The organism is Dickeya zeae NCPPB 2538, from assembly GCF_000406165.1.
Lineage (GTDB): Bacteria > Pseudomonadota > Gammaproteobacteria > Enterobacterales > Enterobacteriaceae > Dickeya > Dickeya zeae.
Map to the genome: position 1 here is coordinate 4,361,174 of NZ_CM001977.1, position 16,737 is coordinate 4,377,910.

The following is a 16,737-nucleotide window of genomic DNA, read 5'->3' on the forward strand; positions in this document are numbered from 1 at the left end:
GTACCATGCGTGACGGCGTTTTTATTGCTATCGAGTTATTGCCATAAAACCGCGGCGATAAAACCACGATTATCACTACCGAACGACAGTTGCCCACTTACTGCCGGTTATCAAACCGACAGCAAGTGGAACACTAACACTACCTACCCAAACCAATACTGCGCGTTAGCGATCGGGGGGGTTAGCGCACCGCCGAGTTTTCATCCTGCGGTGCTCTGGCTGCATCCGGCGTGGCAGACGGGGCGTTATTGTCCGGCTTCATGATGCTCATATAGGTTTCCCGCAACGCCTTCATGTTGGCTTCGGGCTCACCTTGTGGTTGCAGCATCATCAATGTCGCTTCCTGGGACAGTTGTTGATGCAGTTCCTGATTCAGCATCTCCAGCGTAACGGACGCCAGATAATTCTGACGCAGCTTCTGATATTGCTCCGGTGCGATATCCACCACCCCGTTTTTCTGCGAACGCAGGCGCTGATCCATCAGAATATCGGTGCTGGCACGGGCGTAAGTCGCGAACAGTTTACCCAGCTCTTCTGTCTTGCGTGCCATCAGCGTTTCGAACTCAGCCTGAGACAACCCTTTATCCCGTAACGCCAGCAGTTCTTTGCTCAGGAATGTGACACCTGTCTGCGCTGACTCGCCGGTAACATTATCCAGATGGATAGCGCACTGGGCGCGGCCATACACCACGTTGCAGTCAAAACGGATATTGGTGTCTTTCAGCGGACTTTTGGTCAATGCCTGCTGCATATGCCAGAACAGCGCCTCGCGTGCCAAATCGCTATGCCAGTAACGGGCCAGCGCCTTTGAATCACGAATGGGCTGCCAGGGCATATCCCACACCAGCGACAGAATATCCTGTCTTACACCGCTATCCATCAGGCTTATCGGGTTAGACGGCATCGCAGACAATGTCGGCAACGGCGATGGCGTCACCCGTTTCCCCTGTAACGGCGAAAACACCTTGTCTATCTGCTCGGCGATAGCACGACTGTCAACATTCCCCACCACGTACAACGTCATGGCATCTGGCGTGTACCAGGTTTTGTAGTATTTACTCAGTTGTTCGGCCGTGACCGCTGCTTTCAGCGGCTGCCCTGGCGCGTATGACAGCAATGACGATCCCTTCAAACGATAGCGCCAGCTCGGGTCCTGCGGATTGGCAGGTGCGGTGGCTACCGGGTCAATCATCTTCGTCGCTGATGCGATGCGCTTATCATTAATCGGCAACTGGCCTGCAGTATCCGCCAGCCAGCTCAGCGCGTCCTTCAACAGGTCGGGCCGGTTATTCGGCAGACTCAGGTTGTACGAAGTAAAGTCATACGACGTCGTGGCCGGAGGCAACGGCCGGGTTTCGCTTTCAGACTGCTGCCACAAGGATGGCAACTGGCCTGCAGAAAAGGTATCGCGCGGCAACAATGCCAGGCGTGGAATAAAATGGGCAAACCCCGTCTGTTGCGCATTTTCCGTCAATGAACCGGTATTAATCATCAGCCGTAGTTCAATCCGGTCACTGGGACGCTGGGGTGTTGCAAGAAGCTGCCAGCTAAAGCCGTTATCCAGCTTGCCTTGTTGCCAGGCGGGATCGGGTTGTAGTGCTTCAGCCTGCACGTTGCCGACAGTCATCGCCAGCAACACTCCACCAACAAAAAGGCCAAATTTGGTGCCCTGCATGTGAACCCCTACTTTTAATCACTAACCAATACAGTATGTTTTTGTGAATTCGGGTGACATCGTCCTGTCACCTCACGTGTCATACCCACATCGTTCGAGCTGCAGGACAACGCGCCCGTTTTGAACAACGCAAAACGCGGGCCCTTCAAGGGAAAAGCTCATATGAGCCTGTAACGCGGCAACCGGGTGAGTGAGGGCAGCCAACGCACCTGCAACTGGAAGTACGACGGGTATAGTCGCCCCACAAAAAACGAGAGGCGAAGTGTACCATCAGGTTAGACAGCGTGCTTTCGTCTATGTCACTCAACAACGTGAAAATAAGAGTAAAAAATTTAGTGGCGCCTAAATCTAACACAGAATGGATGAAAATTACCCACAGTCCGTGAAACGAACTGTGGGTAACCGGCAGGGAAAAATCCGAACTACACTATCTGACTATCAGGATGGACGGGATTGCGCCGCCGTGCCGCCCTCGCGGCCGGACAACACATCGCTCATCTGTTTGGAATCAAGCTGTTTACACCACTTGGCAACCACTACCGTCGCCACACCGTTGCCCACCAGGTTGGTCAGCGCACGGGCTTCGGACATAAAGCGGTCAATCCCCAGAATCAGCGCCAGACCGGCAATCGGCAGATGTCCTACGGCAGAAATGGTCGCCGCCAGCACAATAAAGCCACTACCCGTCACACCCGCTGCACCTTTGGAGGACAACAGCAACACCACCAATAACGTTATCTGATGCCAGATATCCATGTGGCTGTTGGTGGCCTGAGCGATAAATACTGCCGCCATGGTCAGGTAAATCGAGGTACCGTCTAGGTTGAAGGAGTAACCAGTCGGGATAACCAGACCCACCACAGATTTTTTACAACCCAGTTTTTCCATCTTCTCCAGCATACGCGGCAGCGCAGACTCGGAAGACGACGTACCCAGTACGATAAGCAGCTCTTCACGAATGTAACGAATGAATTTGAAGATGCTGAAACCGGTGGCTCTGGCAATGGTACCCAGCACCAGTACCACGAACAGGATACAGGTAATGTAGAAGCAGATGATCAACTGCCCCAGTTGTATCAGCGTACCCACGCCATATTTACCGATGGTAAAGGCCATCGCACCAAATGCCCCCAACGGTGCCAGACGCATGATCATATTGATGATGCCGAAAATGACCCGGGAGAAACTGTCAATCACGTCAAAAATCAGCACACCTTTGTCGCCCAGGTGGTGCAGAGCAAAACCGAACATGACCGCAAACAACAACACCTGCAGGATGTTGCCGCTGGCAAAGGCGCCAATAACGCTGGAAGGAATAATATCCATCAGGAACGGCACCACGCCTTGCTTTCCGGCTTCCGTAGCATAGTTCGCTACCGCTGCAGCGTTCAACGACGACGGATCGACGTTCATGCCCGCGCCAGGCTGCAATACGTTCACCACCACCAGACCGATAATCAGCGCCAGTGTACTGACAATCTCAAAATAGAGCAGCGCAGCCGCACCGGTGCGCCCGACCGCTTTCATACTCTCCATCCCGGCAATACCGGTGACGACAGTACAAAAGATCACTGGCGCGATCACCATTTTGATTAATTTCACGAATCCATCGCCCAGAGGCTGCATCTGCTGCCCCAGCGCCGGGTAGAAATGACCCAGCAGTATCCCTATGGTAATAGCTGTAAGCACCTGAAAGTAGAGACTTTTGAATATTGATTTTTTCATAGTGTGACGTCCTTTGATGGGAAAAGACACGGGGGACAAAGAACGATAAAGTTGCCGCCTGTGCTTGCGTCGGAAAATAACATCCCGATAACAGAGAAAATACTTTTATAACTTTAGTTTGTGAACGTCCGGTTAAAAACAAGAGCTGAATCGCTTCAACAAAACCTTTCCCAAAAACATTGCATTAATTTGTCGATAACATCACGCATAACCAACACTCATTGTGACGCATGAAAAACCGCGCCACAGCACTATTCTGCGCTGATTCATAAGAATTTTTTGTGAATGGGATCACGGGTAACAACCAGGTTAACAAAGCGTGAAGCACGAACCGACAAAAAGGGATGAGAGAAGAGGCGTATGGCGAGGAGAGGACCCCGCCATGGGTAGGCAAATCTCGTTATTGGTGACGGGCCGCCATCATCGCCAACAGGCGTAAACTGGACGAGTAGTAATCTTCCGCGGCACCGGGCTGATCACTCAACGCGTCGAGATTACCCATCGTCAGGTCACGTACCGCCAGTAAACCGCCCTGCATCGAGTACGGTGCGGTATTATTGCTCAGCACATCAATCCAGGCCGGTGTCGAAAGGCGAGAATAATTACGCCAGTACAACTGGAACGGCACCAGCGCCGTGGTTTTGGCATCATACCAGTACAGGTATAACGGCACGCGGATAGCGTCATAACTGAAACGCGATGCCCAGGCCGTGGCCGGTGCCATCGTGCCATCGGCATTCAACGCCACCCAGTCCGTTGGTAAGCCAACCTGACCGAAGCGCATTTCACCAATCAGCGATAAACCATCGTCAATCAGTTGCCGCCACACCTGCAAATGGCTGCGACGGGCAAAGTCTTGCCAGGCAGGGAACAGGAAATAAGATGGATTCAGAACCACATAACTGTTTTTATTGAAGCCATAGGCACCGGGCAACATCACGGTTCGGCCTGCGAACTGGATAATCTCATGACTGATGACCGCTTTCTGAATAATGTCCGAGGCTTGCAAATAGCTATTGTCCTGCCACTTGTTCCCGGCCTTCAGCAACGCCCACGCAATCAGTACATCACCATCCGACGCGTTGTTTTTATCAACGACCGGATTAGCTGCCGACGGGTCATAGCGCCAGTAAAACAAGCCGCTGGACGTATCCCTGAGGTGACTTTGCGTCCAATTCCACAGGCTATCGAATGCGGCACGGTCGCCATAGTGCACCGCCATCAACATGGCAAATCCCTGGCCTTCGGTATGACTGACATTCTTGTTGCCGGTATCCTGAATGCGTCCGTCTGAGGTCATGAAGTGGCTTTTGTAGGTTTCCCAACCGGTTGCTGCCGTTGCCGACACGCTAAACCACATCATCGCTATCAATACCCAACCACGCCACATTGGCTTTATCATGTTATCCCCCGGCTCAATGCTGATAACGAAACAGCAAAATCGAGCCATTGTCAGTTTCCTCACAGGACAGCGGGACATATTCCGCTCCGCCCTGCTCACATAGCCAATGGCTGTAGAGTCCTTGCAATACTGCCGCCATTGACATCCTCCATCGTGTGCTACCCGCTGCCCCCACCAGAACAGGCAATGACAGATGATAAATCTCCAGCCGGTTTTCATACGGCCGCAGGTCCACACATCCCCAGTGAAACAGGGACAATACCTGATTCATCTCCCGTTCAAGGTCGGCGACAGTAACCGCTGCGGGCAACGAATAACGTTCCGCCAGTTGCCTGCCCATGTGACGTAAAAACGCCAGCCCTTCCTGCTCACCGGCGCTATCCATCATCCCATTGACGATCACACCGAACAAATCCGCCCAGCCAGGCGGCAATTGCTGCTGGCGATAATAGTTCAATGCATGCTGTTGCAGGTCACTCATGCTTATTTACCTCCGAGCCCGTAGCGGAAATAGAGCTGTGCCGTGGTTTCGTTATAGTTGCCAAAGGTGTCATAGCCCATCTGCCCACCGACGGTCACGTCCCTGGTGACGCGATAATCCGCACCGACATGCACGTTGTAGCCGATACCGCTCTTGCTATCGCCCGCATAGTGGGATTCTTTGGTGAGCCCCTGCGACTCCGCAGATTCCAGCAGCGTCTGCCAGTCAGGGTTATTGGGGAAGTAAGCACTTCGATCGCGCGAGTAAGACTGGTACCCCACCGACACGCCCGCCCTGACACTCAGGTCATCATATTTCTGGCTCCACTCCACTGGAAACGACACGGAGACATAGTCTTGCGGGCTAAAATAGCCACCCTGACCGAAACTGTAGTAACCCAGGTCGTTGGCAAAGTTCATCCAGCTCAAGCTAATACCGGTTTTCAACTCACGATCGCGGTCATGGAACGGCCGGATATAAGCGCCGGCATTGGCCATCACGCTGGTATTGCTCTTCACATTGTCGCCAAGGTAACTGTAAGCACCGCCGCCGCCATAGAACCCGACATCACCGTTGTCATAGCTCAACAGCACATTGCCGCCGTTTTTGGTGACCTGTCCCCAGCGTTTGCCGGTCAGCGGATCTTTGGCACCGACATACGACAACAGGCTATCCGTCACCGCACGGCGTTCACCCGTCACCACCAGCGTCAGGAAGTCCGTCAGTTTAGGCGACCACTGGACCCCGCCGACCAGAGTATTCAGTTCCTGACCCAACGGCGTGCTACCCAGGTCAACTTTATAGTTCTTACCGATCAGCGCCAGATTCAATTCCGCACCGGACATCCGTTGCTGCTTAACCGACCCTGCGGCATTAGCACCAGATAACCCCAGCGCGGCCTGCGCTTGCGGATTGGCGGACTGGAATAACGACTGGACCCCAAATTTCGTCAAGCCATCACCATCCACCGATCCGGCATTCATGGTAACGGGGGTGATGCCGAAATTGATACGCGAACTACCAAACAAACCGCTCGACCAGACCAGTGGCGCTTTCGCCTCGGTAAACCGACTTAAACCCGACTCACCGTCGCGAGAGCGAATCTGCACTCCGGTCTGCACCCAGCCACCGCTATCCCGCTCCAGATCGTCCATCATGGTGTTGATCTGGGTGAGTGTTGCCGTTGGCTGTTGCGTCGCCGTGCCTGCAACCGCCGTGGTATCACCAGCAACGGTATTGGGACGCTGCTGCCACGGCATCACGCCGCCATATGCAGAAGGGTTGCTGGCTGTGCGGGTGGCAGCCAGTGTCGAGCGATCGATGAACGGGTTATCCGCCATCGCCAGGCCACCAATGGCGGGCGTTTTACCCGGCGTGGCCCCGTCCAGCCCCACCGCTTTAGCACGGGCAGTTTTCAGGTAAGCCAGCGCCTGATCGCGGTTGCCTTCGGCATCCGCCACCCGGGCCAGTAATAACAGCCGTTCCGGCGTCTGCTCACCCTGCAACCCGGTTGACAGTGCGTGCGCCTTTTGCACGTCATGGCGTTCCAGCGCCACATTGATGGCACCGACACGGGCTTCCTGTGTCGGCGTATCGTGTGCCAACAGATAGTCGTAAACGTCTGCCGCCTCTTTGTTCATTTTGCCGGACTGATATAGCCGGGCCATCGCGAACATCAGGTCGGTATTTTTCGGATCGCGTTGCAACGCGCGGGCCAGCTTGTCATACGCCTGCGCATACTGCTGGTTCTCCCGCAGACGGTCGGCTTCTCGCACCACAAAACCGGTGCGCAGTTCATCCAACTGCGCAGGCGTGCTGCGTGCCACCAGTTCCGGACGGCTCAACCACGACTGCGCCTCATCACCCAGCCCAGCCTGATTCAGTACCCCAACCTGATCCGCATAATCGCCCGCGTTACCCTGAACACCACGCTGCATATTGCTGCGTACCACCGCCACGGCAGCGGTAGTATCGCCTGACGCGGCAAGCGCCCGGGCCAGTTTACCGGCATCCGCCGGGTTATCCGGTGGTGTCACCGACAACGCCCGCAAGGTGTTGGCAGCGGCGGCGTTCTCACCCCGCGACAGATACACCTGAGCGGTCGCCATCTGCAAATTGAAATTGACGCGTCGCGCCAGACTGCGGCTCTCCTCATTCTGATCGCGCGGCGGAATACGTGACAGCAACGTGCTGGCCTGTTGCCAGGCGTTATTTTCGCTGGCGAACAAGGCGGCCGCATAGAGGTCGTCCCCACTGGCACCGGCACGGAACAAAGGCTGCATTAACGAGGTGGCGGCAGCGGTATTGCCCTGTTGCTGGTAAATCCGCGCCAGATCGAGCCTCAACCAGCCGTCGTTCGGGAAACGCTGCACCCCTTGTTGCAACAGGCCAATCGCCCTGGTTGTGTCACCCACCGACAGGGCCTGTTTGGCTTCATTACGAATCGGCGTGCTGGTCGCGACCGGACGCGGTGCCATGCTGCGACGCACATTCTCCGGTAACGCCGCAAACAGGGTATTGGCCTCAGCGGTGCGGTTCTGCTCGCGCAGCACGTAATACAACCCTTCTTTGGCATTACGGTTGTCCGCATCGGTTTGCAGGATGTCACGATACAGACGCTCCGCCTGTGGAAAATCGTTGGTACGGCGCAACACATCAGCCCGGAACAGCTTCGCCGCCAGTCCTTTATCACCGCTCGCCTGCACCAACGGCTCGCTCAGGCTCAACGCCTGCGCGGTATTGCCGCTTTTCATTGCCTGCTGGGCATTCGCCAGTTGGGCATAAAAACGGGCATCATCGGCTTGCTGCTGACGCTGCGTGCTGTTCTCGCCGCCCTGCCGGGCCGCTCTCTCCAGATAGGACGCCGCCGCGGCAAAATCGCCACGCCGCTGGGCCGCATACCCCATCCCCGCCAGCGCGTCCGCGTCTTCCGGGTTAGCCTGCAACACCTGACCGAACGCCGTTTGCGCACTGGAGATATCACCGCTATTCAGCGCGGTAAAGCCTTTGTCTTTCTCGTTCCCGCCCACATTCTTGCGGTAATAATCCATCACCGCCGTATCCTGCGGATGTCGCTGCTGATAGAGCTGATAGAGCGGTGCGTCCTCGGCTTTCGGGCCCAGCCACAACAGTGCCTGACGCATCGCCTGATCTGCATCGGTACTGCCCGATGCCAGCCCACTCAATATCTGCAACCCTTCGCGACGGGTCGGCTCCTGATAGGTCAGCGCTTTACCGAGCGCCACTGCGGCGCTGGTATCTTGCGGGCGCGCCGCCGTCAGCTCGCGCAAATGGTCAATTGCCTGCGGCAGTAATGTGCGGTCACCCGCCATGGTCAGATAGTATTCAGCCGCGATGCCAGCAGGCGGCTGGTTACCGCTAAACAGATTACGCCAGGTTTGCAACGACGCACTGATATTACCGCTGCGGGCCTGTTGGCGCGCCAGCGCCAGTTGCGACTGCGGGATGGCCGCCGCCTGGCGGGCATTATCCAGCGACTGCAATAGCGGGTCCTGCGGCGATACCTTGCTCAAGCGTTCGCGCCATTTGGCGGCTTCAGCACTGTCACCGCTGTTCTGGGCGTACAGCGCCATCAAATACAGCGCCTTGGTGTTGTTGGCATCCACCATCAGGATTTTCTGCAACGCGCTACGGGCAAGATCGTCATGAGAACGTTGATGCCAGTAATCCGCCTGATCAAACAGCGCCTGTAACGCCGGATTGGTCGGTGCCGCCAGCGCGCAAGTCGACAGCATGCCGCTGACCACCACCCCGGTAAGAGACAGTGACTGACGGATACGGGCTGTTAAGGTCGTTATTTTCATACGTAGCTCGCTTATTTTTTATCCGTTCCCGCATCACGTCGGGTCGACAGCCTTTTTTCCGCCAGACGCCGGAGAACCGATGCCAGGCTCAGCCCTACCGCCGCTGCCAACAGCAACGCCATCACAGCCAGATACACCGAGTGCTGATTGGCGTACCAGACAATCATCATGTACCAGGGCATTTCACCACTGGGGAATTGCGGCCCGACCCGAAAACTGCGCACGCCGTTTTCATCGGTAATGATGGCGGTATCGCCCCGCACCGCGGCGTTAATGTTGGGTGAGTTCAGGTCGCCATATAACCGCAATAGCTGTTCATCGCTGCTGCCGGTCGCCACCACCACCACATGACTGGAACTCCACGGCGAGCGGTAACTCAGGAAGCCACGCCAGGCCTGATTAGACGAAAAATAACGGTCGGCATCGATCGGTGTGCGGTCCCAGTCACCGGTCATCAACGTACGCAAATGGGCCCACATGCTCGGCGTCTTAACGCCAAAGGTGTGAGGGCTCACGGTGTACGGTGAATCAGACAACAAGGTTTGGTTGAACGCGGTCTGCTGCAGTGTGGTCACTGTCAGCACGTCACTGTTTTCCAGCTTCTGGCGATCGGCGGCATTGGTCGGCAGGCCAAACATCACACGGTTGTGATTGAGGCTTACCCCGGTGGCATCACCGGCACGACCCGCCAGATTCAGCAGCAATCCAATTTCAGCATTGCTCGGGTTTTCCGGCAGCAGCATCACGGTTTGGGCGTAATCCGCCTGACGGCTAAACGGGAATGCCACCCCCACGAAATAGGAGAGGTTCGGCAACATAGTGAAATGGCGCGTGCGACTCAGATCGATAGACGAGCTGTCAGCAATCTGACTCTTGATGTTGTTGTTGAGCAACACACTGCACGGCGCGTCATCCTTTGCCCGAATATTAAAATAGAGCTGGAACTGGTTGTATCCATAAATCAAATACGGATCCACCTTGAGCGTGTAGTTCTCCTGACGGGAGTCTCCCCCCATCTCGCGCCATAGCTGTTGCAGTACACCAATCTTATTCACCGTCAGATTGCGCAAGAACGTGCCGTTGAGCATCACATTCAGGTACGAGCGTTTCTCGTCGATCCAGGATTCTGACGGGAAACGGTAATTAACGGTGACCGGAATAGTATCGCCATCCCACAAGAACAGATCTGGCGCGGCGCGGAAATTAATGCGCAGTGCCTCATGCCACAGCCCATTGACCGTCATACTTTGATCATTGCGCAACAGTTCACTCAACCGTACCGGCCGGTCGGTATTAATCCAACGCGGCGCATCGTAGGCACGGCGAAACGGTATCTTCTGCGGTGTGACCGACAGGCTTGAGGCATCACCGGTGAATGGCTGGCTGACCAGACGGTAGGCCGCCTGTCGTAATTGCTCGTCATCCTTACCGACCACCAGCATCAGTTTGTAAACCGGGTTCACAGGGTTATCAATCAGTTGCAAGGTAGGTTCCGTCACCTCCGGCAACGTCAGCGTGCCGACCTTATCCCCCGGGCGGCCGAACACGATGCCGCTTTTCTCAGGCAGCGCATCGCGTATTACCGGGAACGTCACGCCGTAGCCGTCCATCCGCATCCCCAGCCAGGAGGCCACCAGCGAGGCTGCACTCACCTCTGAAGGGTTTACCGTGGTCGGGAACACCATCGTCACCGTGGCTGGCGTCATCTGCAACGGGTCGATAAACGGACGCGGGAAATTCTCCAACCGGGTACCGATATCCAGTTGCTGGCCTTCCAGATGCAGCGTCGTCGTCGGCAAAATGGTCAGGTTGTAACGGGTAGCGCTATCGCGTTCACACAGCAGACGATCGGCATCATTGATACGAAAGCTCAGGTTATTGCTGGACACCACCATCGCGGCGGGAATATCCAACTGAAACAGCGTGCTGTCACCCGTCGCTGCACTTAATGGCACAGTGCCCAGCGGCTGGCCGTTTAACATCAGTTGCATCGACGTATTCAGCGCCGCCAGTTCCGGCGACACCCGCAACGCCAAATCCAACCGTGCGTTAGTCACAACCTGATCGCCCGGCAGCGTGAAAATTACCCCAGCCTGCACCTGTCCCCCGGCCAGAGTAATGCCTTGCGCTTGCCCCATCTGCGCGACGGAGACATCACTGGACAACGGCTGATAACCTGCCGCCGGATCGCCCACTGGGGGCAGCAGCATGGAAGGCGTTGTCAGCGGCGGCGTCGCTTCCGGCACAACCGGGGACGGCGTCGCCGGTATAACCGGTGTTGCTGATGCGGATGTCGCTGGCGATACCGCCGATGAGGTCATCGGTGGCATATCGGGTAACGGTGCCTGTGCCGGCGCAACTGTCGTCACCGGCGTCGGTTCAGATGCCGTCGGCTGTGGGCTATTACCACCGGGACTCAGCATTGAGGGCAATAGCTCATCGGCGGCATCACCAGCGGCCAGCACACCATGACCACACAGCGCCAGCACACTGCCTACGCACAAGGGCAACAGCGCTTTGATAAAACGTGGCGTCATCATGCTGCAACGTCCTCCTTCTTCAGGTCCGCTTTTCTGCTACGACCCCTCACACTCATCCAGAAGAACGCGCACACGGTACGCACCACCGCCCACAGAGAACGCAAAGGACGATCCTTCTGCCAGGGCTGGCTCATCCAGGCATCCGCACGAGACAGCACCACGCGCACCAGCGCCCGACGCTGGGCCAGTGGAATATCGTCAAATTGCAGGCGAATAATGTCGTCATCTGCCGCCACCGACTGCGCTGGCAGGCAGATTTCGCTGGATTGCAGCAACAGTTCAACCGCTTCAATTTCATCGGTTTTATGCCGTTGATCCGGCGCTTTAAGCTGTACCCCGCCCATCGACAGATTGATGGTCGTGGTACGCGAGGCAATGCCGCTGGCGTAATGAACAATGGCAGGTACATCCACATCAATACGGATGGTCTTGCGCACCTGCTTGGTTTCCCGGGCTACGGCTATCGCCGCCAGCAGGGTCAACAAGCTAAACAGCGCCCAGCCGACGTTCAGCAACATCACATAAGGGTCAACGTTGAAATAGTCATGCGCCACGATACGGGTAACACCGGCACACACACCGGCTACCAGCAACACCGCCGCAACGACATGCGGACGCACAATGCGGAAATCAAAAAAACCTTCGTCCAACAAACCGCCTTTATCAGTTACGTTGAACTTGCCGCGCTTCGGTGAAAACAGGGTAACAATGGTCGGGATAACCAGATGGAACGCCATCACCGTTTCATAAATCTCGCCCCAGAAGCTATAGCGAAAACGCCCGTTCATACGCGAGTTGACGTACATCGATACCACCAGATGTGGCAGCGCATAGGCGAAAATCATGGCCGCTGAGGCGTGAATAATATTAAGATTAAACAGCAGATAAGCCAGCGGCGCGGTCAGGAACACCACGCGCGGCAGACCAAACTGGAAATGCAGCATGGCGTTGAGGTAACACAACCGTTGCGGCCAGGTCAGCCCGCGCCCAAATAACGGGTTATCGACCCGGAAAATCTGCGTCATACCGCGCGCCCAGCGGGTACGCTGAATCACATGCAATACCAGTCGTTCCGTCGCCAGCCCCGCTGCCAGCGGAATCGACAAAAACGCAGACTTCCAGCCTTTACGCTGCATCTTGATGGCGGTATGCGCGTCTTCCGTTACGGTTTCCACCGCAAAACCACCGATCTCCATCAACGCTGAGCGACGAATCACCGCACAGGAACCGCAGAAAAAAGCCGCGTTCCAGAGGTCGTTGCCTTGCTGCACCGGCCCGTAAAACAGTGCGCCTTCGTTTGGCATATCCCGGGCTGCACGCAGGTTACGTTCGAACGGATCCGGCGAATAAAAGTAGTGCGGCGTCTGCAACAGGGCCAGTTTCGGGTCTGACAGGAACGGGCCTACCGTCGCCTGCAGGAAGATACGTTTGGCGACATGGTCACAGTCAAATACGCAAATCAGCTCACCCTGGGTCAGCTTGAGCGCATGGTTAAGGTTACCGGCCTTGGCGTGCGAGTTGTTATCGCGGGTGATATAACCGATGCCAGCCTGCGAGGCGAACACGGCAAACTCACTGCGTTTACCGTCATCCAGCAGATAAATTTTCATTTTCTCGCGCGGATAATCGATGCACTGCGCTGCCAGTACCGTATCACGCACCACATCCAGGCTTTCGTTATAGGTCGGGATATACACATCCACCGTCGGCCACAGTTGGGTGTCCTCCGGCATCGGCTCAATGACACGCTCAAGCGGCCAGGCGGTCTGCAGAAAACCTAATAACAACACAATCCAGACATAGAACTCGGCAATAAACAGCCCAATACCGAGAATGGCTTCAATTTCAGAATTGAAATGCAGGGTTGCTGTTGCCCGCCAATATATATAGCGAGTCGAAGAGAGTACCGACAAAATAATCAGTATTAGCGTCACCGGTCGACTTTTATTGAAGCCCAGCAAAAACATCAACGCCAGACTAATCAAACCGAATATATATTGTTTTTCGCTATCCATTGGGGTGATAACAATCACCGCCGCAACCGGCAACAATAGCAACAGCACGGCTAAAAACAGGATCTTTTTCATCGATTATCCTGATATTTAATTGATGGAAAATATTTGCGCGCACACACCTTGTGCCGGGGAAACCAGCCGGAGAATATCAATTTCTTCACAAATATAGCCGGAACCGGCGACTAGTGGTTCATAACAGCCTGATAGGCTGGCAGATCGGCGTGAACTTCTCCATTGCCGATTCGAATATCCAGCAGCGCAGCAACACGCTTTCCAATCAGTTCAATATCAAATGCAGCGGCAGACACCGGGCTGAAATCAAAAATAGAGCGTTGGGACGCATTGGCTTCAGCCACGCTTTCATCGCGGTGCACGCTGCCTATCAGTTTGTCCGCCATGCGTTGCTGAACAAACGAGGTGACCTGACTGCTGACCGCACGACGGTTATCCGTCTGATTGAGCAGCAGGTAAGAACCTTTGCGGTGGTTGAGAGGCTGCCCTGTCAGCTTGTTGCCTTCAACATGCGGCATCAGCGACAAAGAGGCCGTATCCGCCATCATCACCACCAAATGCAGATCGGCCAGTTCCGTCATAGCCTTCAGAGCCGGACTTGGCCCTGGCGGGAAATCCGCCACGATCACCAGCCCCGGATAATTCATCACCGAGCTGAGGCCACGTTTAAGAAACAGTGGGTCGCTCGCCAGACGGTGCTCAAATGCCACCCGTTGATCTTCGGTAACATTGCCGTAAGGCAGCACAAAAATATTATCGCCCGTGGTCAGAATAGACTGGCTCCAGTCCGCCGTTTCATCAGATTTAGCGACATAACCGCGCTCATCACCGAGCGGCACGCCAAAATGCAGACGCAAGGCATTCTGCACATCGAAGTCGATAGCCAGCACTTTGCTACCCCCACGGGCCAGCGCATATGCCAGATTAGCCGCCATGGTGGTTTTACCGACGCCACCTTTCGGAGAACAGACACAAACTAACGGCATAACGCAATTTTCTCCAACAAGGGTTTTAATAACATCGTCTTGGAAGCCGCATGGGTTTCATCATGACGTTGAACATTGAATAACTGGCGGAATCGGCCAGTATCGGTAGCCATTGACGCGTCGTTTGTTACCGGAACAGACAGCATCGACGCCGATGACAACGGATGCGGCCGTACCGCTTCGGGTTGCAACACCGCATGACTCCCGGCGATCGCCGGTTGTGGTTGTATTGGTGGCTGTGATTGTGTTTGCAACTGCGGTGCAGGCGCTACCCCGGCAGGCGGCAATGACGCAGCCACTGCGCTAAGCAGCGAGGGAGAGTCATCCCCTGGAGCATCAGGAACCAGAAGAGAAGGGGGCGCTACGCGACGAGGCGATGTCGGCGCGGTCGCAGACAACGCATGCAGGTTCGCAGGCACAGGTTGTGCCATATCCACCGTTTGCGCGCCAGACAGCGAATCGTCATCCGCCTGATTGCGCAACAGTTGTTTCATGATCGGCCAGACGACAGCGTCAGATTGCATTACCTGTCCGGACATGTCCCTGAAATTAATATCTTTTATCTGGGCTTTATCCTTAAAGCGTTGCATATCATCGTAACTATTCATCTAACTGACATTTCCCTGGAAAAGGATGACGGCTAAATAGCGCGAAACAACCGCGCAAAAAACGCTCTTTTAAGATTAGTCTTATACCGAGATTTGTGATGAAGGTAAATTACCCAAGAAAAATAAATAAATATTCTATAAGTAAACTTTTCCTTCTCTAACGTGTTTAAAGCAACATAATCTATCGGCTGAATGTTCACTGTCTTGATAGTTAAACTCACGGTAATTACAGCGGAAACTACTCGCTCAAGGCGGTGCAATAAATGTACCGCGAGAAGATAGTCTAGTATCCGCCTGAAATCCACGATTAAATATTAACCAAATCGTTAAAATAAATTAAATAATCATCCCATCAGTACGTGTCTTGCGCAACCGTGCGGTGCTTATCCCATGATACAGTTGGACACCTGATTACAACTGCCGCGCCAATCGAAACAGCCATAACCGTGCGCCAAATACGTTGACCAATAATCCCAGCATAACCAGCGCCGCCCCTGACAGTTGTCTGCCGGACAGACTTTCCCCTAGTAATAGCGACGCACTCAGTATGCCGACGACCGGCACCAACAACGACAGCGGCGCAACGCGCCAGGTCTCATAGCGCGACAACAAATTGCCCCAAATGGCATACCCAATCAGCGTAGAAATAAACGACAGATACATCAGTGCCAGCATGGTTGGCAAACGCATCGTTATCAGGCTTTCGACCATGGTATCCGCGCCTTCGAATAACCAGGAACACAACAGAAACGGCCCCACCGGAATCAGAGCGCTCCAGACCACCAGCGACATGGCGTTGACCCGGTACTGACGCATAATGTGCTTGTTACAGAGATTGCCGCAGGCCCAGGAAGCCGCCGCCGCCAGCGTCAGCATCAACGTTGTCAGCGTCATACCCGGCAGTGCGGCATTCGCGGCATGCCCCCCGGACAACACCACCATGCCCAGTGCTGCCACCACAATCCCCAGCCAGTGATTCCATTGCAGGCGCTCACCCAACCACCATGCCCCCAGCATCAGGGTAAAAAACGCCTGCGACTGGAGAACTAATGACGCCATGCCAACCGGCATCCCCATTTTTATGGCGCAAAACAGAAATGCGAACTGCCCGAAACTGATGGTCATACCATAAGCAGCCAGCCAGCGTAGCGGCAATGCCGGGCGCGGTACCAGTAAAATAGCCGGTAACGCCACCAGCAAAAAACGCAGCCCGGCCAGCAAAAATGGCGGCATATCATGCAAGCCGATCTTCATCACCACAAAATTCACACCCCATACCACCACCACACACAATGCCAGCAACCGATCTTTTATTGTCATTTTTATCTGCCTTTAAACACCACACCTACTGAGTAAGCTACTGGCAAACAGGTTCAGCCGACAGACACAGTTATACGCAATGACAGGTAATACAGAGTACCGGTGAAAAATCACGGTATCCGGTTACAATCGCCACACCCGGTTTAAGA

General features: G+C 55.0%; 10 protein-coding genes. All 10 read right to left on the minus strand.

Features of this window, described 5'->3' with window-relative positions; all coding sequences use genetic code 11:
• Positions 1-181: 181 nt before the first annotated feature.
• Positions 182-1,675: a M16 family metallopeptidase gene (locus DZE2538_RS19165; RefSeq protein WP_038917010.1), complete on the minus strand. Its 1,494-nt coding sequence runs from the start codon at positions 1,673-1,675 to the stop codon at positions 182-184.
• A gap of 438 nt (positions 1,676-2,113) precedes the next feature.
• Positions 2,114-3,400, minus strand: a complete 1,287-nt coding sequence (locus DZE2538_RS19170; RefSeq protein WP_019845349.1) for a dicarboxylate/amino acid:cation symporter — start codon at positions 3,398-3,400, stop codon at positions 2,114-2,116.
• Positions 3,401-3,800: 400 nt separating this feature from the next.
• Positions 3,801-4,802, minus strand: coding sequence for a glycosyl hydrolase family 8 (locus DZE2538_RS19175; RefSeq protein WP_038917230.1), 1,002 nt, complete (start codon positions 4,800-4,802; stop codon positions 3,801-3,803).
• Between the two features lie 13 nt (positions 4,803-4,815).
• A complete protein-coding gene (bcsD, locus tag DZE2538_RS19180) occupies positions 4,816-5,283 on the minus strand; it encodes a cellulose biosynthesis protein BcsD (RefSeq protein WP_023641045.1) in 468 nt (155 codons plus the stop codon).
• A 2-nt stretch (positions 5,284-5,285) separates the two neighbouring features.
• On the minus strand, positions 5,286-9,107 hold the full coding sequence (locus tag DZE2538_RS19185) for a cellulose biosynthesis protein BcsC (RefSeq protein WP_038917011.1): 3,822 nt from the start codon (positions 9,105-9,107) through the stop codon (positions 5,286-5,288).
• 11 nt (positions 9,108-9,118) lie between these two features.
• Positions 9,119-11,647 carry a cellulose biosynthesis cyclic di-GMP-binding regulatory protein BcsB gene (gene bcsB, locus DZE2538_RS19190; protein ID WP_038917012.1) on the minus strand — a complete coding sequence of 843 codons (2,529 nt, stop codon included), beginning with the start codon at positions 11,645-11,647 and terminating at the stop codon, positions 9,119-9,121.
• On the minus strand, positions 11,644-13,734 hold the full coding sequence (bcsA, locus tag DZE2538_RS19195) for a UDP-forming cellulose synthase catalytic subunit (RefSeq protein WP_050568714.1): 2,091 nt from the start codon (positions 13,732-13,734) through the stop codon (positions 11,644-11,646). The genes bcsB and bcsA overlap by 4 nt, the downstream gene beginning before the upstream one ends.
• 110 nt (positions 13,735-13,844) lie before the next feature.
• Positions 13,845-14,660, minus strand: a complete 816-nt coding sequence (gene bcsQ, locus DZE2538_RS19200) for a cellulose biosynthesis protein BcsQ (RefSeq protein WP_019845345.1) — start codon at positions 14,658-14,660, stop codon at positions 13,845-13,847.
• Positions 14,651-15,268 carry a cellulose biosynthesis protein BcsO gene (gene bcsO, locus DZE2538_RS19205; protein ID WP_023641049.1) on the minus strand — a complete coding sequence of 206 codons (618 nt, stop codon included), beginning with the start codon at positions 15,266-15,268 and terminating at the stop codon, positions 14,651-14,653. The genes bcsQ and bcsO overlap by 10 nt, the downstream gene beginning before the upstream one ends.
• 411 nt (positions 15,269-15,679) lie before the next feature.
• The gene (locus DZE2538_RS19210; RefSeq protein WP_023641050.1) at positions 15,680-16,588 is read right to left on the minus strand and encodes an EamA family transporter; all 909 of its coding nucleotides are present in this window, start codon (positions 16,586-16,588) and stop codon (positions 15,680-15,682) included.
• Positions 16,589-16,737 lie beyond the last annotated feature (149 nt).

Bases quoted from the DNA above. Each gene is read 5' to 3' on its own strand.
- DZE2538_RS19175 (WP_038917230.1), bottom strand. From the start codon at position 4,802: ATGATAAAGCCAATGTGGCGTGGTTGGGTATTGATAGCGATGATGTGG.
- DZE2538_RS19170 (WP_019845349.1), bottom strand. From the start codon at position 3,400: ATGAAAAAATCAATATTCAAAAGTCTCTACTTTCAGGTGCTTACAGCT.
- bcsQ (WP_019845345.1), bottom strand. From the start codon at position 14,660: ATGCCGTTAGTTTGTGTCTGTTCTCCGAAAGGTGGCGTCGGTAAAACC.
- DZE2538_RS19210 (WP_023641050.1), bottom strand. From the start codon at position 16,588: ATGACAATAAAAGATCGGTTGCTGGCATTGTGTGTGGTGGTGGTATGG.
- bcsA (WP_050568714.1), bottom strand. From the start codon at position 13,734: ATGAAAAAGATCCTGTTTTTAGCCGTGCTGTTGCTATTGTTGCCGGTT.
- bcsB (WP_038917012.1), bottom strand. From the start codon at position 11,647: ATGATGACGCCACGTTTTATCAAAGCGCTGTTGCCCTTGTGCGTAGGC.
- DZE2538_RS19185 (WP_038917011.1), bottom strand. From the start codon at position 9,107: ATGAAAATAACGACCTTAACAGCCCGTATCCGTCAGTCACTGTCTCTT.
- bcsD (WP_023641045.1), bottom strand. From the start codon at position 5,283: ATGAGTGACCTGCAACAGCATGCATTGAACTATTATCGCCAGCAGCAA.
- DZE2538_RS19165 (WP_038917010.1), bottom strand. From the start codon at position 1,675: ATGCAGGGCACCAAATTTGGCCTTTTTGTTGGTGGAGTGTTGCTGGCG.
- bcsO (WP_023641049.1), bottom strand. From the start codon at position 15,268: ATGAATAGTTACGATGATATGCAACGCTTTAAGGATAAAGCCCAGATA.